This is a genomic window from Pseudomonas matsuisoli, assembly GCF_014647635.1.
GTDB lineage: Bacteria > Pseudomonadota > Gammaproteobacteria > Pseudomonadales > Pseudomonadaceae > Pseudomonas_P > Pseudomonas_P matsuisoli.
This window is the reverse complement of record NZ_BMPO01000004.1, coordinates 280921-303731: the sequence shown is the minus strand read 5'-3', so window position 1 is coordinate 303731 and position 22811 is coordinate 280921. Positions and strand designations below refer to the sequence as shown.

21 protein-coding genes are annotated in these 22811 nt (G+C 60.0%); 13 read left to right on the top strand and 8 right to left on the bottom strand.

Going from position 1 to position 22811, the window contains the following annotated elements:
- Positions 1-47: 47 nt before the first annotated feature.
- Positions 48-2789 carry a DNA polymerase I gene (polA, locus tag IEY47_RS10720; protein WP_188983215.1) on the top strand — a complete coding sequence of 914 codons (2742 nt, stop codon included), beginning with the start codon at positions 48-50 and terminating at the stop codon, positions 2787-2789.
- Positions 2790-3126: 337 nt separating this feature from the next.
- The gene (locus tag IEY47_RS10715; RefSeq protein ID WP_188983214.1) at positions 3127-3531 is read left to right on the top strand and encodes a GFA family protein; all 405 of its coding nucleotides are present in this window, start codon (positions 3127-3129) and stop codon (positions 3529-3531) included.
- Between the two features lie 154 nt (positions 3532-3685).
- Here the strand turns inward: IEY47_RS10715 and pbpG are convergent, their stop codons facing one another.
- Both pbpG and IEY47_RS10705 read right to left on the bottom strand, forming a co-directional pair.
- Positions 3686-4609 carry a D-alanyl-D-alanine endopeptidase gene (pbpG, locus tag IEY47_RS10710; protein ID WP_188983213.1) on the bottom strand — a complete coding sequence of 308 codons (924 nt, stop codon included), beginning with the start codon at positions 4607-4609 and terminating at the stop codon, positions 3686-3688.
- 217 nt (positions 4610-4826) lie between these two features.
- The gene (locus IEY47_RS10705) at positions 4827-5678 is read right to left on the bottom strand and encodes a DMT family transporter (protein ID WP_188983212.1); all 852 of its coding nucleotides are present in this window, start codon (positions 5676-5678) and stop codon (positions 4827-4829) included.
- A gap of 133 nt (positions 5679-5811) precedes the next feature.
- Between IEY47_RS10705 and IEY47_RS10700 the strand changes: the two genes are divergently transcribed.
- Both IEY47_RS10700 and IEY47_RS10695 read left to right on the top strand, forming a co-directional pair.
- Complete coding sequence (locus tag IEY47_RS10700; RefSeq protein WP_188983211.1) at positions 5812-6129, top strand: ElaB/YgaM/YqjD family protein; 318 nt, start codon at positions 5812-5814, stop codon at positions 6127-6129.
- Between the two features lie 7 nt (positions 6130-6136).
- A complete protein-coding gene (locus IEY47_RS10695; RefSeq protein ID WP_188983210.1) occupies positions 6137-7234 on the top strand; it encodes a lactonase family protein in 1098 nt (365 codons plus the stop codon).
- Here the strand turns inward: IEY47_RS10695 and IEY47_RS10690 are convergent.
- On the bottom strand, positions 7231-8148 hold the full coding sequence (locus tag IEY47_RS10690) for a choline sulfate utilization transcriptional regulator (protein WP_188983209.1): 918 nt from the start codon (positions 8146-8148) through the stop codon (positions 7231-7233). The genes IEY47_RS10695 and IEY47_RS10690 overlap by 4 nt on opposite strands.
- Before the next feature lie 158 nt (positions 8149-8306).
- Here IEY47_RS10690 and betC point away from each other — a divergent pair, with 158 nt between their 5' ends.
- From betC to choX (IEY47_RS10675), 3 genes are all read left to right on the top strand, one after another.
- Positions 8307-9815: a choline-sulfatase gene (betC, locus tag IEY47_RS10685; RefSeq protein WP_373293562.1), complete on the top strand. Its 1509-nt coding sequence runs from the start codon at positions 8307-8309 to the stop codon at positions 9813-9815.
- Positions 9816-9867: 52 nt separating this feature from the next.
- Positions 9868-10794, top strand: a complete 927-nt coding sequence (choX, locus tag IEY47_RS10680; protein ID WP_188983207.1) for a choline ABC transporter substrate-binding protein — start codon at positions 9868-9870, stop codon at positions 10792-10794.
- A 216-nt stretch (positions 10795-11010) separates the two neighbouring features.
- A complete protein-coding gene (choX, locus tag IEY47_RS10675) occupies positions 11011-11937 on the top strand; it encodes a choline ABC transporter substrate-binding protein (protein WP_188983206.1) in 927 nt (308 codons plus the stop codon).
- Positions 11938-12068: 131 nt separating this feature from the next.
- Here choX (IEY47_RS10675) and aroE read toward each other — a convergent pair whose 3' ends face one another.
- Positions 12069-12893: a shikimate dehydrogenase gene (aroE, locus tag IEY47_RS10670; RefSeq protein ID WP_188983205.1), complete on the bottom strand. Its 825-nt coding sequence runs from the start codon at positions 12891-12893 to the stop codon at positions 12069-12071.
- Positions 12894-12937: 44 nt separating this feature from the next.
- The gene (gene hemF / locus IEY47_RS10665; RefSeq protein ID WP_188983204.1) at positions 12938-13846 is read right to left on the bottom strand and encodes an oxygen-dependent coproporphyrinogen oxidase; all 909 of its coding nucleotides are present in this window, start codon (positions 13844-13846) and stop codon (positions 12938-12940) included.
- 181 nt (positions 13847-14027) lie between these two features.
- On the opposite strand from hemF, the gene IEY47_RS10660 reads away from it, so the two are divergent.
- A complete protein-coding gene (locus tag IEY47_RS10660; protein WP_188983203.1) occupies positions 14028-15005 on the top strand; it encodes an NADPH:quinone reductase in 978 nt (325 codons plus the stop codon).
- A gap of 116 nt (positions 15006-15121) precedes the next feature.
- Here IEY47_RS10660 and tsaC read toward each other — a convergent pair whose 3' ends face one another.
- The 3 genes from tsaC to IEY47_RS10645 form a co-directional block, all read right to left on the bottom strand.
- Complete coding sequence (tsaC, locus tag IEY47_RS10655) at positions 15122-15673, bottom strand: L-threonylcarbamoyladenylate synthase type 1 TsaC (RefSeq protein ID WP_373293561.1); 552 nt, start codon at positions 15671-15673, stop codon at positions 15122-15124.
- Between the two features lie 42 nt (positions 15674-15715).
- On the bottom strand, positions 15716-16804 hold the full coding sequence (dprA, locus tag IEY47_RS10650; protein WP_188983202.1) for a DNA-processing protein DprA: 1089 nt from the start codon (positions 16802-16804) through the stop codon (positions 15716-15718).
- A gap of 167 nt (positions 16805-16971) precedes the next feature.
- On the bottom strand, positions 16972-17997 hold the full coding sequence (locus IEY47_RS10645; protein WP_188983201.1) for a LysM peptidoglycan-binding domain-containing protein: 1026 nt from the start codon (positions 17995-17997) through the stop codon (positions 16972-16974).
- A 155-nt stretch (positions 17998-18152) separates the two neighbouring features.
- Between IEY47_RS10645 and def the strand changes: the two genes are divergently transcribed.
- From def to IEY47_RS10620, 5 genes are all read left to right on the top strand, one after another.
- On the top strand, positions 18153-18659 hold the full coding sequence (def, locus tag IEY47_RS10640; protein ID WP_188983200.1) for a peptide deformylase: 507 nt from the start codon (positions 18153-18155) through the stop codon (positions 18657-18659).
- Positions 18660-18716: 57 nt separating this feature from the next.
- Entirely contained in the window at positions 18717-19649 is a 933-nt protein-coding gene (gene fmt / locus IEY47_RS10635; RefSeq protein ID WP_188983199.1) for a methionyl-tRNA formyltransferase, read from the top strand.
- On the top strand, positions 19646-20959 hold the full coding sequence (rsmB, locus tag IEY47_RS10630) for a 16S rRNA (cytosine(967)-C(5))-methyltransferase RsmB (protein WP_188983198.1): 1314 nt from the start codon (positions 19646-19648) through the stop codon (positions 20957-20959). The genes fmt and rsmB overlap by 4 nt, the downstream gene beginning before the upstream one ends.
- Before the next feature lie 90 nt (positions 20960-21049).
- Positions 21050-22423 (top strand): Trk system potassium transporter TrkA, encoded by a 1374-nt coding sequence (trkA, locus tag IEY47_RS10625; RefSeq protein ID WP_188983197.1) that lies wholly within the window; start codon positions 21050-21052, stop codon positions 22421-22423.
- A gap of 18 nt (positions 22424-22441) precedes the next feature.
- Positions 22442-22765 carry a tetratricopeptide repeat protein gene (locus IEY47_RS10620; RefSeq protein WP_188983196.1) on the top strand — a complete coding sequence of 108 codons (324 nt, stop codon included), beginning with the start codon at positions 22442-22444 and terminating at the stop codon, positions 22763-22765.
- Positions 22766-22811 lie beyond the last annotated feature (46 nt).

Sequence of the window (22811 nt, the reverse complement as noted above, 5' to 3'; positions counted from 1 at the left end):
GATGCGCGCATTCTACCTCCGGCCCGCGAAATAAGGTTGATCCAAGCATGAGTCAGACGCCCCTCGTCCTGGTGGACGGTTCCTCCTACCTGTACCGCGCCTTCCATGCGCTGCCACCCCTGACGACCTCTACCGGCAAGCCGACCGGGGCCGTGAAGGGCGTGATCAACATGCTGCTGAGCCTGCGTCGCCAGTATCCGGACAGCCCCTTCGCCGTGGTGTTCGACGCCAAGGGCAAGACCTTTCGCGACGAACTGTTCGAGAACTACAAGGCGCACCGCCCGCCGATGCCCGATGACCTGCGTTCGCAGGTCGAGCCACTGCACGCCACCATTCGTGCGCTGGGCCTGCCACTGCTGAACATCGAAGGCGTCGAGGCCGATGACGTCATCGGTACTCTGGCACGTGCATGCGCCAATGGCGGCCGCGATGTGGTGATTTCAACGGGCGACAAGGACATGGCGCAGCTCGTCTGCCCGCATGTGACCTTGGTCAACACCATGACCGGCAGCGTCTATGACGTAGAAGGCGTTAAGAACAAGTTTGGCGTCGGTCCGGAGCTGATCATCGACTTCCTCGCGCTCATGGGCGACAAGGTGGACAACATTCCCGGCGTTCCCGGCGTGGGCGAGAAGACCGCCTGCGGCCTGCTCAATGGCATCCCGGGCGGCATCGAAGGGCTTTATGCCAATCTCGACAAGGTCGCGGAGCTGCCGATCCGCGGCGCCAAGAGTCTTGCAGCTAAACTCGACGAGCATCGCGAAGCGGCCTACATGTCGTACCAGCTTGCGACCATCAAGCTGGACGTGCCGATGGACGTCGATGCCGACACCTTGATGCCTGGTGAACCGCACCGCGAAGCGCTGATTGCACTGTACAAAGAGGCGGAATTCAAGAACTGGCTCGACGATCTGCTGCGCGAAGCCAAGGAATCCGGCGAACCCCTGCCAGCGACCGAAGCCGACGAATGCCACGGCGAAGCGCATTACGAAACGGTCCTCGAACAGTCGCAGTTCGATTCTTGGCTGGAAAAACTGAAGGCTGCGGACCTGTTCGCCTTCGACACGGAAACCACCAGCATCGATGCCCAGCAAGCGCAGCTGGTCGGCGTGTCCTTTGCCGTCACCCCGATGGAAGCGGCCTACGTCCCGCTTGCCCACAGCTACATGGGCGTGCCAGGGCAATTGGACATGGACGCTGTGCTCGCGGCGCTCAAGCCGCTGCTGGAAGACCCGAAGAAAGTGAAGGTCATGCAGCACGGCAAGTACGACCTCAACGTGCTGACCCGTTACGGCATCGACCTGCAGGGCATCGCGTTCGACACGATGCTCGAATCCTACGTGCTGGATTCCACCGCGACCCGTCACGACATGGATAGCCTGGCGCTGAAGTACCTCGGTCACAGCACCATCCGCTTCGAAGACATCGCCGGCAAGGGCGCCAAGCAGCTCACGTTCGATCAGATCGCCATCGAGCAGGCCGGCCCCTATGCCGCTGAAGATGCCGACGTCACCCTGCGCCTGCACAAGGTGTTGAAGGAAAAACTCGACACCACGCCAAGCGTATTGAGCGTCCTCACCGACATCGAAATACCGTTGGTGCCGGTGCTTGCGCGCATCGAGCGCAACGGCGCCTTCGTCGACAAGAATCTGCTCGGCATCCAGAGCAAGGAGCTGGGCGAGAAGATGGTTGCGCTGGAGCGCGAAGCCTTCGAACTGGCCGGCCAGGAATTCAACCTCGGGTCACCGAAGCAGCTTGGCGAGATCCTCTTCGTGAAGCTCGGCCTGCCGGTGATTTCCAAGACCGCGTCCGGCCAGCCGTCTACGGCTGAGGCCGTGTTGCAGGAGTTGGCGGATCAGGACTATCCGCTGCCGAAGGTCATCATGCAGCACCGCTCGATGAGCAAGCTCAAGAGCACCTACACCGACAAGCTGCCAGGGCAGATCAACCCACTCACGGGCCGTATTCATACTTCCTACCATCAGGCCGTGACGGCGACCGGGCGACTGTCCTCAAGCGACCCTAACCTGCAAAACATTCCGATCCGCACCGCCGAAGGCCGTCGTATTCGCCAGGCATTCGTTGCGCCCAAAGGCTACAAACTGCTGGCGGCGGACTACTCGCAGATCGAGCTGCGCATCATGGCGCACCTCGCGCAGGACGAAAGCCTGCTACACGCCTTCCAGAACGACCTCGACATCCACCGCGCAACGGCGGCGGAAGTCATGGGCGTATCACTGGAAGAGGTGAGCAACGAGCAGCGCCGCCGCGCGAAGGCCATCAACTTCGGTCTCATCTATGGCATGAGCGCGTTCGGCTTGGCTAAACAGATCGGCGTGGGCCGTGCGGAAGCTCAGGCATACATTGATCGCTACTTCGCGCGTTATCCCGGCGTACTCGCTTATATGGAGCGCACCCGCGCGCAAGCGGCGGAGCAGGGCTTCGTCGAAACGATCTTTGGCCGCCGCCTGTACCTGCCGGAGATCAATTCCAAGAACGGCGCCATGCGCAAAGCCGCCGAACGAACGGCGATCAACGCGCCGATGCAGGGCACCGCGGCGGACATCATCAAACACGCGATGGTGAAGGTAGATGACTGGCTGACCGGTTCGAAACTGGACGCAAAGATCATCCTGCAGGTGCACGACGAACTCGTGCTCGAGGTGAAGGAAGACCAGGTGGACGAGGTCAAGGCGAAGCTTTGCCCGCTGATGGGCAGCGCCGCTGATCTGGACGTGCCGCTTTTGGTCGAGGCGGGGGTGGGTTTGAATTGGGACGAGGCGCACTAAGGCCCGTCGGGTCCAGACGGAGACGTTGTGGCGCAGCCCTGGCGACTGAAGTCGCCCCTACAGACATCGAGCGAACGGCTTGCTCCCCTGTAGGGGCGACTTTAGTCGCCAAAGCACGGCCGGCGACACATCGCGACTTACGACCTGCGACACACACAAAACCCGTAGGGTGGATGGCTTGATCTGTCCGGTTACAGCCTAGGCGACTAAAGTCGCCCCTACAGGGTTATGCGTAAGGGCTTCCACCTCGCTCTACTGTAGGGGCGGCTTTAGCGCGCGGCTCCACTCGGTCTGCGCCTAACACGTACGAGCCCTACCACTCGCTTGGAGACACCGCATGACAGACACGACCCACGCCGGCGGCTGCCACTGCGGGCGCACGCGCTACTCCTTCACTGGCCCGCTAACCGATATCGCCCACTGCCACTGCTCGATCTGCCGGCGCACCAGCGGCGGTATCGTTGTAACCTGGATCACGGTCGATAAGTTGGCCTTCGCATGGACCGCGAATCCACCCGCTGAATACCTCTCGTCATCGACCTGCACCCGCTACTTCTGCCCCGGATGCGGCGCCCAACTTGCCTTGTTCACCGCCCTCGCGCCCGGCACCATCGACGTCACCATCGGCAGCCTTGACCACCCCGAAACGGCGCCCGCCGAGCGCCATATCTGGACGGATAGCCGCCTGCCTTGGCTGCGTCTGGATACGCACCTACCCGAGGAGCAACGGGAATCGTTGTAGGGACGCGGTTTAGCCATGTGACGCTTCGCGGCCAAGGCCACTCCTACATGGACCTCGGCGAACTTAGGCCTCCCAAACGCTCCCCATAAAAAAACGCCACCTGCCCGAAGGCACTGTGGCGCAAAAATGGAAATTCAGTCGTACTACGAGCGGCTCAGCGCGTCGCCTGGGCCTGCATGGTGCCGCCTTGGCGCGCCGCGAGGCGTTGTTGCTTATAGCTCAATGCTGCTGCCGGGACCTGGCTGACCTTGCCCGTCTCCAGCCACTTGCGCAGGCGAGTCGCATCGGCGATGTGGGTCAGCTTGCCGTAGGAATCCAACACCACGAACGCCACCGGCTTACCGGCCATGCGCGTGCGCATTACCAGGCAATGGCCCGCCGCATTGGTAAAGCCGGTCTTGGTGAGTTCGATGTCCCAACCGGAATTACGGGTCAGGCGGTTCGTATTGTTGAATTGCAGCGAATACGCCGGCTTGCCGAATGCGATGGCCTTGGACGGCGTCGCGCTCAGCTCTTCGATCATGGGGTATTGCTTGGTCGCTTTGAGCAGTTTGACGAGGTCATTCGCCGTCGAAACGTTCTTCTCGGACAGCCCCGTGGGCTCCACATAGCGCGTGCGGGTCATGCCCAGCGCCTTGGCCTTGGCGTTCATGGCCGCGACGAACGCCTTCATGCCACCCGGATAATTCTCCGCAAGACTTGTGGCGGCGCGGTTTTCCGACGACATCAGCGTCATCAGCAGCATGTCGTGACGACTGACCTCACTGCCCAGGCGCACACGGGAATACACACCCTGCATGTCAGGGTTGTGCTTGATCACTACGGGAATCTTCTCCGACATGGATTGTTTGGCATCCAGCAGCACCACAGCCGTCATCAGCTTGGTGACGGAGGCGATAGGCACCTGGACGTCGGGATTACTGGAATAGAGCACCTTGTTGGTGTTCATGTCGACGAGCAGAGCGCTGCCGGATGCCAGCTCCTGCTGCGGATTGACCGTGATTTCCTTGGCCTGGACGGGCGAGACGAATGCCAGGCAAGCCAGCGCAAGGCCAGCTAATGGGCGACGAAGATTCATGTTTATGTTGGTCCGCTGAACGAGATGAAGAGTTGATGTCAGGCGGTCCCTGCCGGCCGGCGCAGTATAGGCGCGAGACCAAACGCTGCACAGCGGGGTCGCACGCTCTTTTTTCCTTCTGCACCGTATTTAAAAACAGCGAGTTGCGGGTGGAAGTGAAGGTTTTATCTAAGCATCAGTCAAGCGGTCGTAGGCGAACCCGATGAATGGCTCAGACCTAACGCGCACGGCCAAGGCGGCTCAGCCATAGCGACGCGAGGATCACGGCGCCTCCCGCAGCGAGCCGGGGCAGGTCCGCGTCACGATTCCAGATCAGCAGGTTGACGACCAAACCGGCCGGTACGTGTAACTCGTTCAGGACGGCTAACGTACCCGCGTTCACCTGCACGCTGCCCTTGACCCACCAGTACATACCCAGCGCCGTGGCGAACAAACCCATCCAGGCCAATACACCCCACTGCACGGCAGTCGACGGCAACTTGCTCGTATCGCCGAAAAGCAGAAAGGAGGGCAGTGCCAGAAGCAGGGCACCGAGGAAGAAATGCCCGAAGAATCGATGCAGGGGCACATCCACTGGGTATTTCAATAACAGCCGACGGCACAGTACCTGTCCCGCGGCGAACGTTGCGTTGGCGAGTTGCAAGAGCAAAAAGCCGATCAGGTATTCACCTTCGAGGCGATCGAAGCGAATGATGACCCCGCCGCCCACGGCGACCAATGCCGCAACCAGCGCCCATGGGTTGAAGCGCCGTGCCAGCAGGTCATCCAGGAGCGTGACGTAGAGGGGCGTAAGCACGGTGAAGAGCAGCACTTCCGGGACGGTCAGTACGGTAAAACTGCGGTAGAGGCAAAGATACGTCACACCGAATTGCAGCGCGCCGGCGATCCAGAACCCAAACAGCAGCGGGCGCGGCAGGCCTCGCCATAGGGTGAACGGCGCAAAAACAACGGCAGCGATGGCAACCCGCATCAGTACCGCGAAGTCACTGTCCACACGGCCCGCAAGGTATTCGCCGATCAGGCTGAAAGAAAATGCCCAGAGCACTGTAACGACGAGTAGATAACGCATTGGACGGGAAGCTCGTGCCGGTTTTCGAGGGCGCGAATCATAGCGCGACTGAACGCAATGGATGTCATGCGGCGCACGTCTGCGTTGCCCTGTGGTCACACCCATATGTGCCACTCAACCGGGAGAAACTTCCATGAGCAGATCCGTCTCGAGCTACGCCAGTGCCACCCGCGATGAAATCCAGCGCGAAATCGATAGCCTTACGCGCGCCCTCGACAAGCTGAAAGACACCGCCGCGAGCGAGTCCCACGACCGCTACGACAGCCTACGTGACCGTGTCGAACGCCTCTGGCACAACGCGGACTTCGAAGACCGCTATGCCGACATCTCGCGCAAGACGCGCAAAGCCGGACGTGTCGCTTGCGAAAATGTGCGCGAACATCCGCTATCCACAGCGGTGATCGGCCTGGGCGTCGCTGCCGTCGTCGGTTGGTTGATCAGCCGCCGCTGATGCAGGGATGGCCAGCCCGGAATATGAAGTGCTCGTCGGGAGTTTCGGCCCCGACATCCTGCACTTCCATTTCGATACCGCCAGTGGCCACCTGACGGGCCCACTGGCGGCAACCGCTGCTCCACAATCCTCCTGGCTCGTACCTAATCGTGACGCTTCGCGGCTGTACGCCGTGCACGAATGCGGTTCGCAGGGCCAATCCAGCGGTGGTTACGTTAGCCATTTCGATATCCCGCACGAGACCGGCGCGCTGCCGCTCGTCTCACGCGCGCCAACGCTCGGCGACCACCCCACTTACTGTTTTCTGTCACCCGACGGCCAGGTTCTAGGCGTTGCGAATTATGCTGCCGATGGCGAGGGTTCGCTCAGCCTGATCACGCTGGCCCCCGATGGCCGACTCGGCGCGACACAGCGCGCCACAACGCCGCCTTATCCGCCTCGACCCGGCACCCACACCAAGCGCCAACGTGCCAGCCACGTGCACTGCGTGTGCCTGAGCCCAGATGGGCATTGGTTGTTCGAGGTCGATCTGGGTCACGATCAGGTGCGTGCCTATCCATTTCCCCCGCCAGCGGACATAACCCTGTGGCGCGCCGAACACGTACTTGAACTCGCACCCGGGAGCGGTCCGCGGCACCTGTTGTTTAGCGGCGATGGGCGAATCGCGTGGTTGACGCTCGAGCTCAGCGGGCAGGTCATGGCGTTGGCCCATCACCACGGCGAGTTCCATCCGTTGCAGACCAGAGACTTGGCGCCACGGGCTTTTGTTGGCGAGCGAGGCGCGGGCGCATTACATGCGTGTCCAGACGGCCACTTCCTGTATGTCGTGAACCGAGGCGATGACAACCACCTCTACGTGTTCGAATGCGAGCTCTCTACCGGACTATTGGACCAGCGCCAGCGCGTGCCCACGCGTGGCCGAGAAACACGTGAGTTTGCCATCGCACCGGGTGGCCATCACTTGCTGCTGGCCAACCAGGCGGATAACCAGATTCTGGTGATGGCGCGAAACCCACGCAACGGACTTATCGGGGACTGCATACAGGCAATCGAAGCACCGGCGCCGGCATGTTTCGTATTCGTCGCGCGCAACGGCAGCCGCTAACGCGCGATCGGCAGCGCTTTGGACTGCCTGAGTTCCGCTTTTAGCCAATCCACGAAACGTTCCATCAAATGCGACCTGCGCTTTCGTTCGGGCACGATCAAGTAATAGCCACGCGCGGACCACCCGCCTGCCTCTCCAAGGCGCGTCAATACGCCTTGTGCGATGAGATCGTCCATCAGATACCGCCAACCGATCGCCACGCCCTGAGCCGCGATGGCTGCCTGGATGACCAGCGTGTAGTTATCGAAATGAAGCCCACCGGGTGGAACCTTCCCCGGAATGTCCAATGCCTGGAAGAGCTCGCTCCATTCGAACCAGCGCGCCCGCCGCTCGGACCGGAGGTGCAACAGCGGCAAATGGCGGAGATCCCGTGTGTCGTATCGCTGCAACAGCACAGGGCTGCATACGGGGAACACCTCTTCATGGAAAAGAAAGTGTGCTTCGCCGTGTTTGGATCGACCATCGCCGAAACCGATCAGCATGTCGACGGAATGGCTGATCGTGCCAAGCCCACGTTCACGCGTCAGCAGGGAAACGTCGATATCCGGATTCTCTGCATGAAAGCGCGGGAGGCGGGGCATTAGCCAGTACGCCGCGAATGCATGATCCGTCGCGACCTGCAGGACCTCCTGTTGTGTACGGGACCGTACGGCGGCGATGCCACCATCGAGCTTGAGCAAACCGTCCTGCGTCGCCACCAGGAGGATTTCTCCCGCTTCGGTCAGACGCAGTCCACGGTGTACGCGATCAAAAAGGCGTACTTCGAGCTGCCGCTCCAGCCGCTTTATCTGCTGGCTGACGGCTGGCTGGCTGGTCCCGAGTTCGTCCGCCGCCGCGGTAAAACCCTCCAGGCGCGCCGCGGCTTCGAAGATCCGCAGTGCGTCCAACGAGATGTCACCGAGAAATCTTTGCATAAGCCTGTGTTATCCCAGCCATGTGTTTGCAGACGGTTTACGGGCGGCGCTATGACCTGGATCATGCGTATCCGATGTTAGACCGGATCGTCACCTGCGTGTCGAGCATAGGTTTAGCACTGATTTGCATAAGAATCCGATATGGAACAGGAGGCGTCGTGACCCAGCCCAACATTCTCTTCATCATGGCCGACCAGATGGCGGCGCCTCTGCTTCCCATGCATGACGCCACTTCGCCCATCAAGGTGCCGAACCTAATGAGGCTCGCCAGTGAAGGCGTCCTTTTCGATTCCGCCTACTGTAATAGTCCGTTGTGTGCGCCTTCGCGCTTTACCCTGGTAACGGGGCAGTTGCCGTCGAAGATAGGCGCGTACGACAACGCAGCCGACTTTCCCGCGGACGTCCCGACCTACGCGCACTACCTGCGCAACTTGGGCTACCGCACCGCGCTGTCCGGCAAGATGCACTTCTGCGGCCCGGATCAGCTGCATGGCTACGAAGAGCGCCTGACCAGCGATATCTACCCGGCAGACTATGGCTGGGCCGTGAATTGGGACGAACCGGACGTGCGTGCCACCTGGTACCACAACATGTCGTCGGTATTGCAAGCCGGCCCCTGCGTACGGACCAACCAGCTCGACTTCGATGACGACACGATCTACCGCGCGCGCCAGTACCTCTACGACCACGTCCGCAGCGGCAGCGAGCGGCCGTTCTGCCTGACCGTCTCCATGACGCACCCGCACGACCCCTACGCGATTCCGAAGGAATACTGGGACCTGTACGCGGACGTCGATATTCCGCTACCGCGACACCACATCGCTCAAGGGGATCAGGACCCGCACTCGCAACGTGTGATGAAAGTCATCGACCTGTGGGACAACCCGATGCCCGAGGACAAAATCCGCGACGCGCGACGTGCCTATTTCGGCGCGTGCAGCTACGTTGATGCGCAGATTGGCCATCTGCTGAAAACGCTGAAAGAGTGCGATCTCGCGGACGACACCATCATCATCTTCTCGGGTGACCATGGCGACCAGCTTGGCGAACGGGGGCTCTGGTACAAGATGCACTGGTTCGAAATGGCCGCACGCGTGCCCATGATCATCCATGCGCCAAAACGCCTGAACCCACACCGTGTCGCCGCGTCCGTCTCGACGATGGACCTGCTGCCAACGATGGTCGAACTCGTGGGTGGCACGCTCGATCCGCACCTGCCGCTGGATGGTCGCTCACTGATGGGCCACCTCGACGGCGGGGAAGGGCATGACGAAGTCATCGGCGAGTACATGGCTGAAGGGACTGACAGCCCACTGATGATGATCCGCCGTGGGCCTTGGAAATTCATGTATTCCGAAAAGGATCCGTGCCTGCTGTACAACCTGGCGAGCGATCCGTTGGAACAGGAAAACCTTGCGGGCACGTCCGCGCACGCCGAAATCCTCCAGGCCTTCACGGATGAGGCACGATCGCGCTGGAACATCGGTCAGATTCACGAGCAGGTACTGGCAAGCCAGCGTCGCCGTCGCTTCGTCGATGCGGCCTTGAGCAAGGGTATTCGCAAGAGCTGGGACCATCAGCCCATGGTCGACGCGAGCCAGCAGTACATGCGTAACCATATCGATCTTGACGATCTGGAGCGTCGCGCCCGTTATCCGAAACCGTGATAGGTTGGCCGGCACACATGAGAAGCAACGAAGCCAAGAAAGAGGAGATGTCATGAAGAAACTGGGATTGTTGTTCGTTGGCAGCGTGCTGTCGGCTGGCTTGAGCGTCCACGCCTATGCAGAGGATGCGAAGTGCAGCACCGTCCGCCTGGCCGATCCAGGTTGGAGTGACATCGCGGTCACCAACGGTATCGCGAGTCTGTTGCTCGACGGGCTGGGCTACAAACCCCAGGTCATGACCCTGGGCGTACCGATCATTTTCGCGGGCCTGCAGAAGAACCAGGTGGATGTTTTCCTGGGTAACTGGATGCCCGCGCAGCAGGATAACTACGACAAGTTCGTCGCTAATGGTGAGATCGAGAAGGTCGCTGAGAACCTGGCAGGCACTGAGTTCACCCTCGCGGTGCCTACCTACATGTGGGAAAAGGGCGTGAAAACGTTCGACGACCTCGGCAAGCATGGCGACGAGTTCGACAAGAAAATCTACGGCATCGCCGCTGGCGCACCGGGTAACGTCATCATTCAAAAGATGATCGATGCCAATGAATCCGGGCTTGGCGGATGGAAATTGATCGAGTCGAGCGAGCAAGCAATGCTCGTTCAGGTAGGCCGCGCGGTGAAACGTGACCAGCCGGTCGTTTTCCTCGGCTGGACGCCGCATCCAATGAACGTTCAGTACGAGATGAAGTACCTGAAAGGCGGTGAGGACTACTTCGGCGAAAGCGGCGCGGTCAACACCTTGGCCCGCAAGGACTACACCAGCCAGTGCCCGAACGTGGCGAAGCTGTTGACCAACCTGACATTCACGCAGGAGATGGAAAACAGCATCATGAACGAGGTGCTTAGCAATAACGTGAGGAACCAGGACGCGGTCCGAGAGTGGGTCAAGGCGAATCCGCAGGCCGTCGAGGCTTGGTTGGACGGCGTCAAGACGCAGGATGGTGAGGACGGTCTCGCTGCGGTGAAGGCGAAGCTGTAAGCCCCTTTGATGCATCACCGGAAGCGGCCTCTAGGGGCCGCTTTTTCGTTTCATCTCAATGAGTATGCGTTTCTTAGGCCGGGTGAAACCTGGGAAGCTCGTGCACGGATTACACCCACTCTATGACGCAACCAGGAAACTAAACCTCAATCCTTCCCTCGAAACCCTCAGGCCAACTCCGGCTCACTTTCGAAACCACAAGAAGGATGCCTTCGCATGATGCGATTTACCCCCATTCTCGCTGGTGCTTTGCTTGGACTTACCGCCACCGCGCACGCCAATGAAGAGCCCGCCAGCTGCGCGCGTGTCAGCCTCGCTGATCCGGGTTGGAGCGACATTGCGGTTACCAATGGCATCGCCAGCCTGCTCTTGGATGGGCTCGGCTACAAAGCCGAACTTCGCACGCTGAGCATCCCGATCATCTTTGCCGGACTGCAAAAAGGGCAGGTGGATGTGTTCCTCGGCAACTGGATGCCGGCCGGGAAGAATGACTACGAGAAGTACGTTGAAACTGGCGAAATCGACAAGGTCGTGGAAAACCTCGGCGGTACCGAATACACGCTGGCGGTGCCGACCTACGCCTGGAACGAAGGAGTGAAAACGTTTGCCGACTTGGATAAGTATGCCGACCGCTTCGGCAACCGCATCTATGGCATCGGTGCGGGCTCGCCTGCCAATGGCTACATCCAGGAGATGATCAACAAGGACGAATTCGGCCTGGGTGACTGGAAGCTCGTCGAATCCAGCGAGCAAGCCATGATGGTTCAGGTAGGACGCGCTGTGCGCAAAAAGGACTTCGTCGTGTTCCTCGGCTGGACGCCGCACCCGATGAACGTCCAGTACGACATGAAGTATCTCAAGGGAGGTGAAAAATACTTCGGCGAGAGTGGTTCAGTGAATACGTTGGCGCGCAAAGGCTATACAACGCAGTGCCCTAACGTCGGCAAGCTGTTAACCAATCTCACGTTCACCCAAGACATGGAAAACACCATCATGGATCAGGTGCTGAACAAGGGTGCGCGCAACGACGCGGCCATCCGTGATTGGTTGAAGGCGAATCCGGAAGTCTTGGACAAGTGGCTCGATGGCGTGAACGCACGAGACGGCAGCGAAGCTGTGGCTGCGGTAAAAGCCAAGCTTTGATCCGCGCAGCAGGGTAGGCAAACCCGAACGGTTTGCCTTACGCGGGTTTTACTCGCCCTACACCTGAAGTCACCTGCGGCTTCGTAGGCCGCGTACAACCCGCGTAATACGCAGGGATTCCTCTAGCACCGTCAGCTCTGTGCCAGCTCACGTCGCAGCTGCGCCAGCACCGGACCGGCATCGGGTCGCACGCCTCGCCAAAGGGTAAAGGCCTCCGCAGCCTGTTCCACCAGCATGCCTAATCCGTCCAACACCTGCGCGGCACCCTGTTGCGTTGCCCAGCGATTGAACGGCGTCAGGTCTTTGCCATACATCATGTCGTAGCAAACCGTATGTCCTGGCGCAATGAGAGTGCCGGGAATGGCGGGGACTTCACCGCCAAGGCTGGCCGAGGTGGCATTGATGATCACATCGAAGGGTGCATCCAGATCAGCGAATTGCGCTGCGGTGACCGGGCCCAGCGATTCGAACAGCGTTGCAAGTGCCTGGGCTTTCGCGAAGGTACGGTTGGCCACGACCAACTGTCGCGGCGACTCCCCCAGCAGCGGCTCAATCACCCCGCGTGCCGCCCCGCCCGCACCGAGTACCAGCACCCGCTTGCTAACAAGATCGACTGCGGCATTGACCGTAAGGTCGCGCACCAAGCCCGCACCGTCGGTGTTGTCGCCGAGCAGGGTACCGTCTTCTCGCTTCATCAGCGTATTGACCGCCCCGGCCCGCTGCGCGCGCGGGGTTAGCTGATCGACCAGTCGATAAGCGTCTTCCTTGAACGGCACGGTGACATTTGCCCCCTTGCCTTCGACGAAAAACTGCCGCGCGGCGCCCTCAAAATTGTCCAGCGGGGCGAGCAACGCTTCATATGACAGTGACAGATTGGTCTGCTGGGCGAACACTGCGTGAATACGCGGTGACTTGCTGTGAGCGATAGGGTTACCAAAGACGACGTAGCGATCCATACATCTTTCCTGCAGAGACGGTTAGCCGAGATCGAACAGCGCTATCAGGCGAGCCAATCGCGATCGGTCAAAAAATGTTCAGTGAGGCGGGCTTCGGGTGTCCCAGCCTCCGGCTTCCAGTCGTAGCCCCAGCGCACATGGGGGGGCAACGACATGAGGATCGATTCGGTACGGCCACCGGATTGCAGACCGAACAACGTGCCGCGGTCATAGACGAGATTGAATTCGACGTAGCGACCCCGCCGGTATGCTTGGAAATCGCGCTCCGGCTCGGCGAAAGGCATGCTTCGGCGACGCTCGACGATGGGCAGATACGCCTCGAGATACGCCTCGCCGATTGCTTGCATGAAGGCGAAACTGGTCTCGAAATCCCATTCGTTCAAATCGTCGAAAAACAGGCCGCCGATACCGCGTGGTTCGTTGCGATGTTTCACGTGGAAATAGCGGTCGCACCACGCTTTGAACCGTGGATACACATCTGCGCCGAAAGGTGCACAGGCATCGTGAGCGATCTGATGCCAATGTTGGCAATCCTCATCGAAACCGTAATAGGGCGTTAGATCGAAACCGCCGCCGAACCACCACACCGGCGCTTCGCCTTCCTTTTCAGCTATGAAAAAACGGACATTTGCGTGGGAAGTGGGCACGAATGGATTTTCAGGATGGATGACGAGCGATACCCCCATCGCCTGAAACCCACGACCGGCGAGCTCAGGCCGATGCGCGCTGGCGGACGGCGGCAGATTGGTGCCATAAACATGGGAGAAATTGACCCCGCCTTTTTCGATCAAGGCGCCATCCGTGATCACTCGTGTACGCCCGCCGCCGCCTGTGTCCCGCTGCCAGGCATCCTCGATGAAGCGAGCTCTGCCATCGGTTACTTCCAGCGCCTCGCAGATGCGGTCCTGCAGATCCAGCAGGTAGGTTTTGACGGCATCGGCTTGCTCGGACATCTTGGGGTTCCTGATCGGGTGACGCGGATGAACCCTAGGATATCATCCGACTCACGCAAACCTTGCAAACCGCGTTTGTTGCGATTTCAGGCAGGCAGCATCCAAGTCTTCCCAGGTTGGCCGCGACGAACCGGCGGCCTTGCCCTACGCTCAAAACAAATCCAAACGACAGGAGAACAGCATGGCAAAGCGCATTCAATTCGCATCGCATGGCGGCCCAGAAGTCCTCGAGTACGCCGATTACACCCCGACCGAACCAGGCCCGGGCGAGGTTCGCATTCGCAATCGGGCAATCGGCTTGAACTTCATCGAAATCTACGTCCGCACCGGCCTGTACCCAGCGCCATCGTTGCCTTCCAGCCTGGGAACCGAAGGCGCCGGAGAAGTAGAGACGGTAGGCAGCGGTGTGACGCATCTCAAGCCGGGCGACCGCGTTGCGTACGCAACGGGGCCGCTAGGATCCTATTCGGAATTGCATGTTTTGCCTGCCGAAAAGGTCGTGAAGCTTCCGGACAGCATCACCTTCGAACAGGCCGCTTCGGTCATGCTGAAGGGCCTGACCACGCAATACTTACTACGACAGACGCATGCGCTAAAGGCCGGCGAGACCGTTTTGTTCCACGCTGCTGCCGGCGGTGTTGGCTCTTTGGCCTGCCAATGGGCCAACGCAATCGGGGCCAAGCTGATCGGTACCGTCGGCTCTGCGGAGAAGGCTGAACGTGCAAAGGCCCTAGGCGCTTGGGAAGTCATCGACTACACCCGCGAGAACGTTGCCGAGCGGGTGCATGCACTGACCGATGGCAAAAAGTGTCCGGTGGTCTACGACTCAGTTGGCAAAGATACGTGGGAAACGTCACTGGACTGCGTCGCACAGCGCGGCTTGATGGTGAGCTTCGGTAATTCGTCTGGTGCGGTATCAGGTGTGAACATTGGCATTCTGGCGCAGAAGGGTTCGCTCTATGTCACCCGTCCAACGCTCAATAGTTACGCCGATACGGCCGACCGCCTGCAGGCAATGGCGGACGATCTGTTCGGAATGATCGCGAGTGGCAAATTGAAGGTCGAAGAGGCGAAGCAATACCCCCTGAAAGACGCCGCAAAGGCGCAGCAGGCCTTGGCGGGTCGCCACACGACCGGGTCAACCATTTTGATTCCGTGATTGCCGGGGAAGGTGACTAGGGTGGAGCGGGCCATGTCTACGAATCGCGGGCACGGCCGCTCCCGCATTCACCCAAAGAGAGCGCTAGCTACCATGTGGTGGTGCCAACGGAGCGCCTAAAGCCGATGAACCGCATCCGTTCGCAGGTCACGGATAACGCTCGGCGTCTTACGGCCACCCAGACGTCCATCCAAGACACCGTCCAGCTGACCACGGAAATACTGCTCGATACGAAGGCGTGAACGGGCAGGCGGTCGGCCCGAACGATTGGCCGATGTCGAAACGATAGGCCCAGTGAGTAAGCAAAGGTCTTTGATCAATGGATGGTCACTCACACGCAACGCTACGGTGTCGTGCTGCCCGGTGATCCATTCGGGCAGGCGATTTTGGTGCGGTACCAGCCAGGTGTTGGGGCCAGGCCAGGTGCTGGAGAGCTTGCTGATCCAGGCGGACGGCAGGTCGTCGAGCAGGAAATCGAACTGGTGAATGGAGTCGGCAACGAGAATGACGCCCTTCGACGGCGAGCGTTCCTTGATCGCCAGCAGCCGATAAACGGCCTCTTCATCCCAGGGATCGCATCCCAGTCCCCAAACGGCTTCGGTGGGATATGCGATGACACCGCCGTTACGAACCACGCCCGCCATTCGACTGATACGCCAGTTCACCATAATGCCGCTCCTGCCAGACTTGGATTGCGAAGCAGTCTACCTTCAACGGGGGCGACTGACCCAGAGTCCGTTCTCGCACGCCACGCGCCCGTCGAGCTCCAGTTCAGTCAATGCCACCAGCACTTCGCTCAGGGGTTTGTCGCTCGCCCGAACGATCGCCTCACTGGAGAGCGGGGCAGCCGTAAGCAAGCGGACGAGATAGTGCTCGCTATCCGTGTCCGTCACAGGCGAAACAGGTACGGCGTGCCATCCCCTGAGTTGCCCGAGAATGTCGTCTACCGACTCGACAAGGGTGGCGCCTTCGCGGATCAACTGATGGCAGCCACGGGCACCAGGGTGGTGTATCGATCCGGGAATCGCATACACCTCGCGCCCTTGCTCGGATGCCAGGCGCGCGGTGATAAGTGAACCACTGGATGGGCTCGCCTCGACTACTAGCGTGCCGACGGATAGCCCGCTGATGATGCGATTGCGGCGGGGAAAATTCGCCGCCTGCGGTGCGGTGTCCAAGGGCAACTCCGACACGACCGCACCACCTTGATCGGCGATGTCCTGGGCAAGCGTCACGTGACGTTTGGGATACAGGCATTGCAAACCTGTTCCCAATACCGCAATCGTGGCGCCTTGCGCATCCAGCGCGCCACGATGCGCTGCGCCATCGATTCCGAGTGCCAAGCCGCTTGTTACACAGAACCCGCCAGCAGCAAGGCTGCGGGCAAACGCGAACGCCGTATCCAATCCCGGTTGGCTCGCGCGACGGCTACCGACCATCGCCAACTGCGGCATTTCCAAAATGGCAGGATTGCCCCAAACGAACAACAGCGGTGGCGCGTCGTTCAACTCGGCCAATAACGCGGGATAGCCATCCTCATCCCACATGACCACCGACTGCCCGCGCTGCTCCAACCAATGCAACGAAGCAGCAGCGCGATCCCTTATCGCAGAGTCGCGCCTGGCTTCGGCGCACACGGTGGGTATACCTAACGAACGCCACGCCGAAGCTGGGGCACTCAGCGCCGAGGAGGCGGTTTCAAAAACGGAGATAAGACGGCGAAAGCGGCGGGGACCTACTTCGGGTAGCAGGTGGAGGCGCAAACGCGCCTCTAATTCAGCAGGGGAGTATTTCGACATTCGATCATCCTTGATCGGTTGGGCGTGCGCTTTACAAAGAACGTAACGTTTAGCGGACCAATGCGTGTATTACTCGTAAAGCCGCTCTTCTAAGGAGCTAGCGCAAGCTGGCGATCCGCCCTTCAACGCACCGCCAGCAACCGGGCTCCAACACGCGTACATCCAGGTTAAGGGTTACGCACCTTGTCCATCACGGCGAGCTGGCGACTTGCCGCGAGGACGAGCCCATAGCTGAGCTTGTCGTACGTACGGAACACCATCAGCAAACCGGAACGCTCGTCCGGAATTTTCACGCGGTCGCCAGTCACGCGATCACGAACGGTTTCTCCGGTTTTGTAGACCGCCAACACGCTGCCTTCGACAAGACCGTCACGCTTACCCTTGTTTAACGTCACGACATCGAATTGGCCAATCTGGCTGACTCCACGTGGAACATCTAGGATCAAACCGTCGATAGGCTCGGACGGTTCGCTTGGCAGAAACGTGGAGTTGATCGAACGTTCCTCGGTGGCGAACAGCCGATCGCCTGGGCGGACTTCCTGGGTGGAACGCGAAAGCGTCAGGGTAGCGATGTCATCTTCATCGGTGACCATCGATGCCGTACCGATGTCATCCGCGTTGATACCGAGAAACTCGTCGGTTTTCGGATCACGGTAGGCTTTGCCCTGGCGGAACAGTCCATACACGGATTGGGCGTCCGAGAAATCGCCACGCGCGTACACGCGATCCCCCTTACCGCTGATGACACGTTCGGCATTGCCGGCCACCACGTAAGGCGCCTGCTCGAATGCTTCGGGGGTATCGACGATCCGGTTGCTGATCAGGAAGGCGTTGATCGCTTCAAGGGGAATCGTAGGGATGGCTTCGGCGATCGGTGTGGCGCGGACTTGCGGGGAGAGCTTCACCGTGCCGCGCGAGCTGCCGCGTTCGAGTTGAATGCGTGGCTGACCGTCGATATACACCAATGACAGAACGTCACCCGGATAGATGAGGTGGGGATTATCGATCTGGGGATTCACTTGCCAGATTTCCGGCCACTGCCAGGGCTTATTTAGGAACCGTCCGGATATTCCCCAAAGTGTGTCGCCTTTGACGACGGTATAGCGCTCCGGATGGCCTTCCTTAAGCCCGACAGCCCCGTGAACAACCCCGCTGGCCGCCAGGAATAGCAGGGCCAGTAGTGATTTCCTCATGGAATGAATCCCTTTATGATGTGTCTTCACATGAAACGCCTGGCGTTCAGGTTTCTATCCTTAGTGGACGCCTGGACGTAAAGCTTTCTTCGTTGGCTGCGAGCGATGTTAGCAGCGCGTTTCGACTTTATCCCACAAGTGCGTCACGAACCCATATGGCTATCCTAAACATCCTCGAATTTCCCGATCCACGGCTGAGAACGATCGCCAAACGGGTGGACGTAGTCGATGACGCGCTACGCCAGCTGATCGACGATATGTTCGAGACGATGTACGACGCCCCTGGAATCGGCCTTGCCGCAACTCAAGTCAACGTGCACAAACGCGTTGTGGTAATGGATCTGTCCGAAGACAAAAGCGAACCGCGGGTCTTCATCAATCCCGAGTTCGAAACCCTCACGGACGAGATGGACCAGTACCAGGAAGGCTGCCTGTCGGTGCCGGGGTTTTATGAGAACGTCGACCGCCCGCAAAAGGTGAAGATCACCGCGCTCGATCGCGATGGCCAGCCTTTCGAACTGATCGCCGAAGGTCTGCTCGCCGTCTGCATCCAGCATGAATGCGATCATCTCAACGGCAAACTGTTCGTTGATTACCTGTCGTCGCTCAAACGCGACCGAATTCGCAAGAAGCTGGAAAAGCAACACCGCCAGCAAGCGTAAATCCCTCCCCAAAGGCTTGCCCCGGCAAGCCTTTTTCTTTTTCAGAACGAGATCCACATGCGCATCGTCTTCGCCGGCACGCCGGAATTTGCCGCCAACCACCTTCAGGCCTTGCTCGATACTCCGCATGAGATCGTCGCGGTCTATACGCAACCTGACCGGCCTGCTGGGCGTGGGCAGAAGCTCGTGGCGAGTGCGGTGAAGCAACTGGCCTTGGCCCGCGGCATTCCTGTTTTGCAGCCGGTAAGTCTGCGCAATCAGGAGGCGCAAGCGGAGTTGGCGGCATTGAAACCCGACCTGATGATCGTGGTGGCCTATGGGCTGATACTGCCTCAGGTGGTCCTGGATATTCCAACCCATAGCTGCATCAATAGCCACGCGTCTCTGCTGCCGCGCTGGCGGGGTGCCGCCCCGATCCAACGTGCCATCGAAGCCGGTGACAGCCATTCCGGGGTTACCGTGATGCGCATGGAAGCGGGTCTGGACACCGGTCCCATGCTGCTGAAGGTGGAGACGCCGATCACCGCGCAAGACACCGGTGGCAGCCTGCATGATCGTCTGGCGTCGCTAGGCGCCAAAGCCGTCGTCAGCGCACTCGTGGGAATCGAAGCGGGAACGATCGAGGCCGAACCTCAGGACGATGCACTTGCAACGTATGCGCATAAGCTAAACAAGGACGAAGCCCGCCTCGCCTGGGAGCGTCCAGCAACGGAACTGGAACGTCAGGTGCGAGCCTTCTTCCCCTGGCCCGTTTCCCACTCCACATTGGCCGGCGACCCGATAAAGGTACTCGCCGCCACAGTGCGCGAGGGCAATGGCGAACCCGGCGAAATTCTGGACGCAACACGCGACGGCTTGACCGTTGCGTGCGGGGAAAAAGCATTACTGATCACCCGTCTGCAGCTGCCGGGCGGTAAGCCGCTTGCCTTCTCCGACCTGTTCAACAGCCGTCGCGAACTCTTCACCCCTGGGCAGGTACTCGGCCGATGAATCCACGTCTGGCTGCCGCACGCGCGCTCACGGCTGTCCTAGAGGGCAAGGCCTCTCTCGCCGGAAGCCTGCCGCCAATGCTCGACCGCGTCGATGCCCGCGACCGTGCGTTGACGCAAGACCTCGCGTTTGGGACGGCTCGCTGGCAACCGCGACTGTCCTTGATTGCCGACGCACTGCTGCAAAAGCCCTTCAAAGCCGGTGACCGCGATATCGAAGCCTTACTGTTGGTTGGCCTCTATCAGCTGTTTCATACCCGGATCCCCTCGCATGCCGCCATCAGCGAAACGGTGGGTTGCGCGGACAAGTTGAAAAAGCCTCAAGCGAAGGGCCTGCTCAACGCCGTCCTTCGAAACGCCTTGCGCCAGCAGGAATCTTTGCTCGCCGGCCTCGACCGCGATCCTGTGCTTCACACGGCGCATCCGCGTTGGCTCCAAAAAAGCCTCAAGGCCCTGTGGCCCGAGCAATGGCAAGCCATCTGCGCGGCCAACAATGAGCACCCGCCAATGACCCTGCGCGTCAATCGACGGCATACGGATCGCGATGCGTATCTTGCAACGTTGTCCGTTGCGGGAATCGAGGCACACGCCACCCCGTTCAGCGAAGACGGCATCACCCTGGAAACCCCAATCGATGTGAACCGGTTACCCGGTTTTCAGCAGGGTCATGTCAGCGTGCAAGATGAAGCCGCTCAGCTCGCAGCGGGTTTGCTCGAACTTCAGCCTGGGCTACGCGTACTGGACGCCTGCGCGGCGCCAGGTGGAAAAACCTGTCACCTCTTGGAGCGCGAAGCGACGCTGGACGTGACCGCGGTCGACCTGGAGCGTACCCGGCTCCAGCGGGTCGAGGAGAATCTGAAGCGCCTTGGTCTCTCGGCGACGCTTATCGCCGCAGATGGACGGGCGACGGCCGAATGGTGGGACGGCAAACCATTCCAGCGAATCCTGCTGGATGCACCCTGTTCTGCAACAGGTGTCATCCGACGGCATCCGGACATCAAGCTGACGCGCAACGCCGATGACATTGACAAACTCGCAGCGCTTCAAGGCGAGCTATTGGACGCCTTGTGGCCGACACTCGATGTCGGCGGCATTTTGCTGTACGCCACCTGTTCGGTAATGCCCCCGGAAAACACAGACATCCTCGGCGCGTTTCTGGCCAGAACCCCAGGGGCGCGCGAACTGGATATCGCTGGTGACTTCGGCGTGCGCCAGGCTCACGGTCGCCAGCTGTTCCCACAACCGGACGGGCATGACGGCTTTTATTATGCCAAGCTCGTCAAAGTCGCGGCTTCAGCAACCTCTCCGTAGCAAGCCGGAGAACAGGATCGCGTCGGTGCTGCGCCCGCAGCATCAATCGATGCCGCTAGCCGTAGTTGACCCCTCGTATACGGAGCTGTTGTGAAAATCATCATCCTTGGCGCCGGTCAGGTTGGCGGCACCCTTGCAGAAAACCTCGCGAGTGAAGCCAACGACATCACCATCGTCGATACAGACGGCGACCGGCTGCGCACGCTGAGTGATCGACTGGACATTCGCACGATTCAAGGAAAAGGCTCGTTTCCCACGGTGTTGCGCCAAGCCGGCGCCGATGACGCCGATATGCTCGTGGCAGTGACCAACAGCGACGAGGTGAACATGATCGCCTGCCAGGTGGCCTACACGCTGTTCTCCACCCCGACACGCATTGCCCGCGTGCGGGAAGCGGCTTACCTGACCCGAGGCGATCTGTTCGCTAACGAAGCGATTCCGGTCGACGTGTTGATCAGCCCCGAGCAAGTTGTCACCAACTACATCAAGCGTCTGATCGAATACCCCGGTGCCCTGCAGGTCATCGATTTTGCCGAAGGCAAGGCTCAACTCGTCGGCGTCAAAGCCTATTACGGCGGCCCGTTGGTAGGCCAGCAGCTACGGCAACTGCGTGAACATATGCCGAAGGTAGATGCGCGGGTCGCCGCCATCTACCGCCGAGATCGCCCGATCATCCCACAGGGCAACACCATCATCGAAGCCGATGACGAAGTGTTCTTCATCGCCGCGAAAGATCACATCCTGTCGGTGATGGGCGAGCTTCGACGGCTGGAAGACAGCAACAAGCGCATCGTCATCGCCGGCGGCGGACATATCGGTGAGCGCCTGGCAGAAGCCATCGAAAGCCGTTACCAGGTCAAGATCATCGAGCTGAGCACTGCACGCTGCCGGCACCTGTCCGAAGCGCTCGACCGGACCATCGTGCTGCAAGGCAGCGCCTCGGACCGCGACCTGCTGGTGGAAGAGGGCATTGGCGACACCGACATCTTTCTCGCGCTGACCAACGACGATGAGGCCAACATCATGTCGTCGCTGCTGGCTAAACGTCTGGGCGCCCGAAAGGTCATGGCGCTGATCAACAACACCGCGTACGTCGATCTCATCCAAGGGGGCGAAATCGACATTGCCATCAGCCCACAGCTCGCGACCATCGGCAGCTTGTTGACGCACGTTCGTCGTGGCGATATCGAAAGCGTGCATTCCCTTAGACGCGGCGCCGCAGAGGCGATCGAAGTCGTCGCCCACGGTGATTCGCGTTCTAGCAAGGTCATCGGCCGTATGATCGGTGAGATCGATTTCCCACCCGGCACGACCATTGGCGCCATCATCCGCGAGGAAGAAGTCCTCATCGCACATGACGACGTCACCATCGAATCCGGCGACCACGCGATTCTCTTTCTGACCGAGAAAAAACATATTCGCGACGTCGAACGGCTATTCCAGGCCGGACTTACGTTCTTTTGATTTCACGAGGATATCCGCATGCTCGAATCCCTGGAAAAGATGCTCGCGAAAGGTACCGACAATCCGATGCTTCGCTTCGGCCTTGGCAAAGGCTATCTCGACGCGAACCAGCCGGAGCCTGCCATCGAGCACCTGCGTCAATGCGTTGCGCAAGACGCCAGCTACTCCGCGGCCTGGAAACTCCTGGGCAAAGCACTGGACCAGACTGGCGCCACTGACGCTGCACGCGATGCCTGGAAAAACGGTATCGTCGCGGCGCAGGGCAAAGGCGACAAACAGGCCGAAAAGGAAATGACCGTCTTCCTGCGCAAGCTGGATAAGAAAACGACCCCGAAGGCATAAACCAAAGGGGCCGTTTAGAAGCACTCTGAGCCGGTAGCCTGAAGTG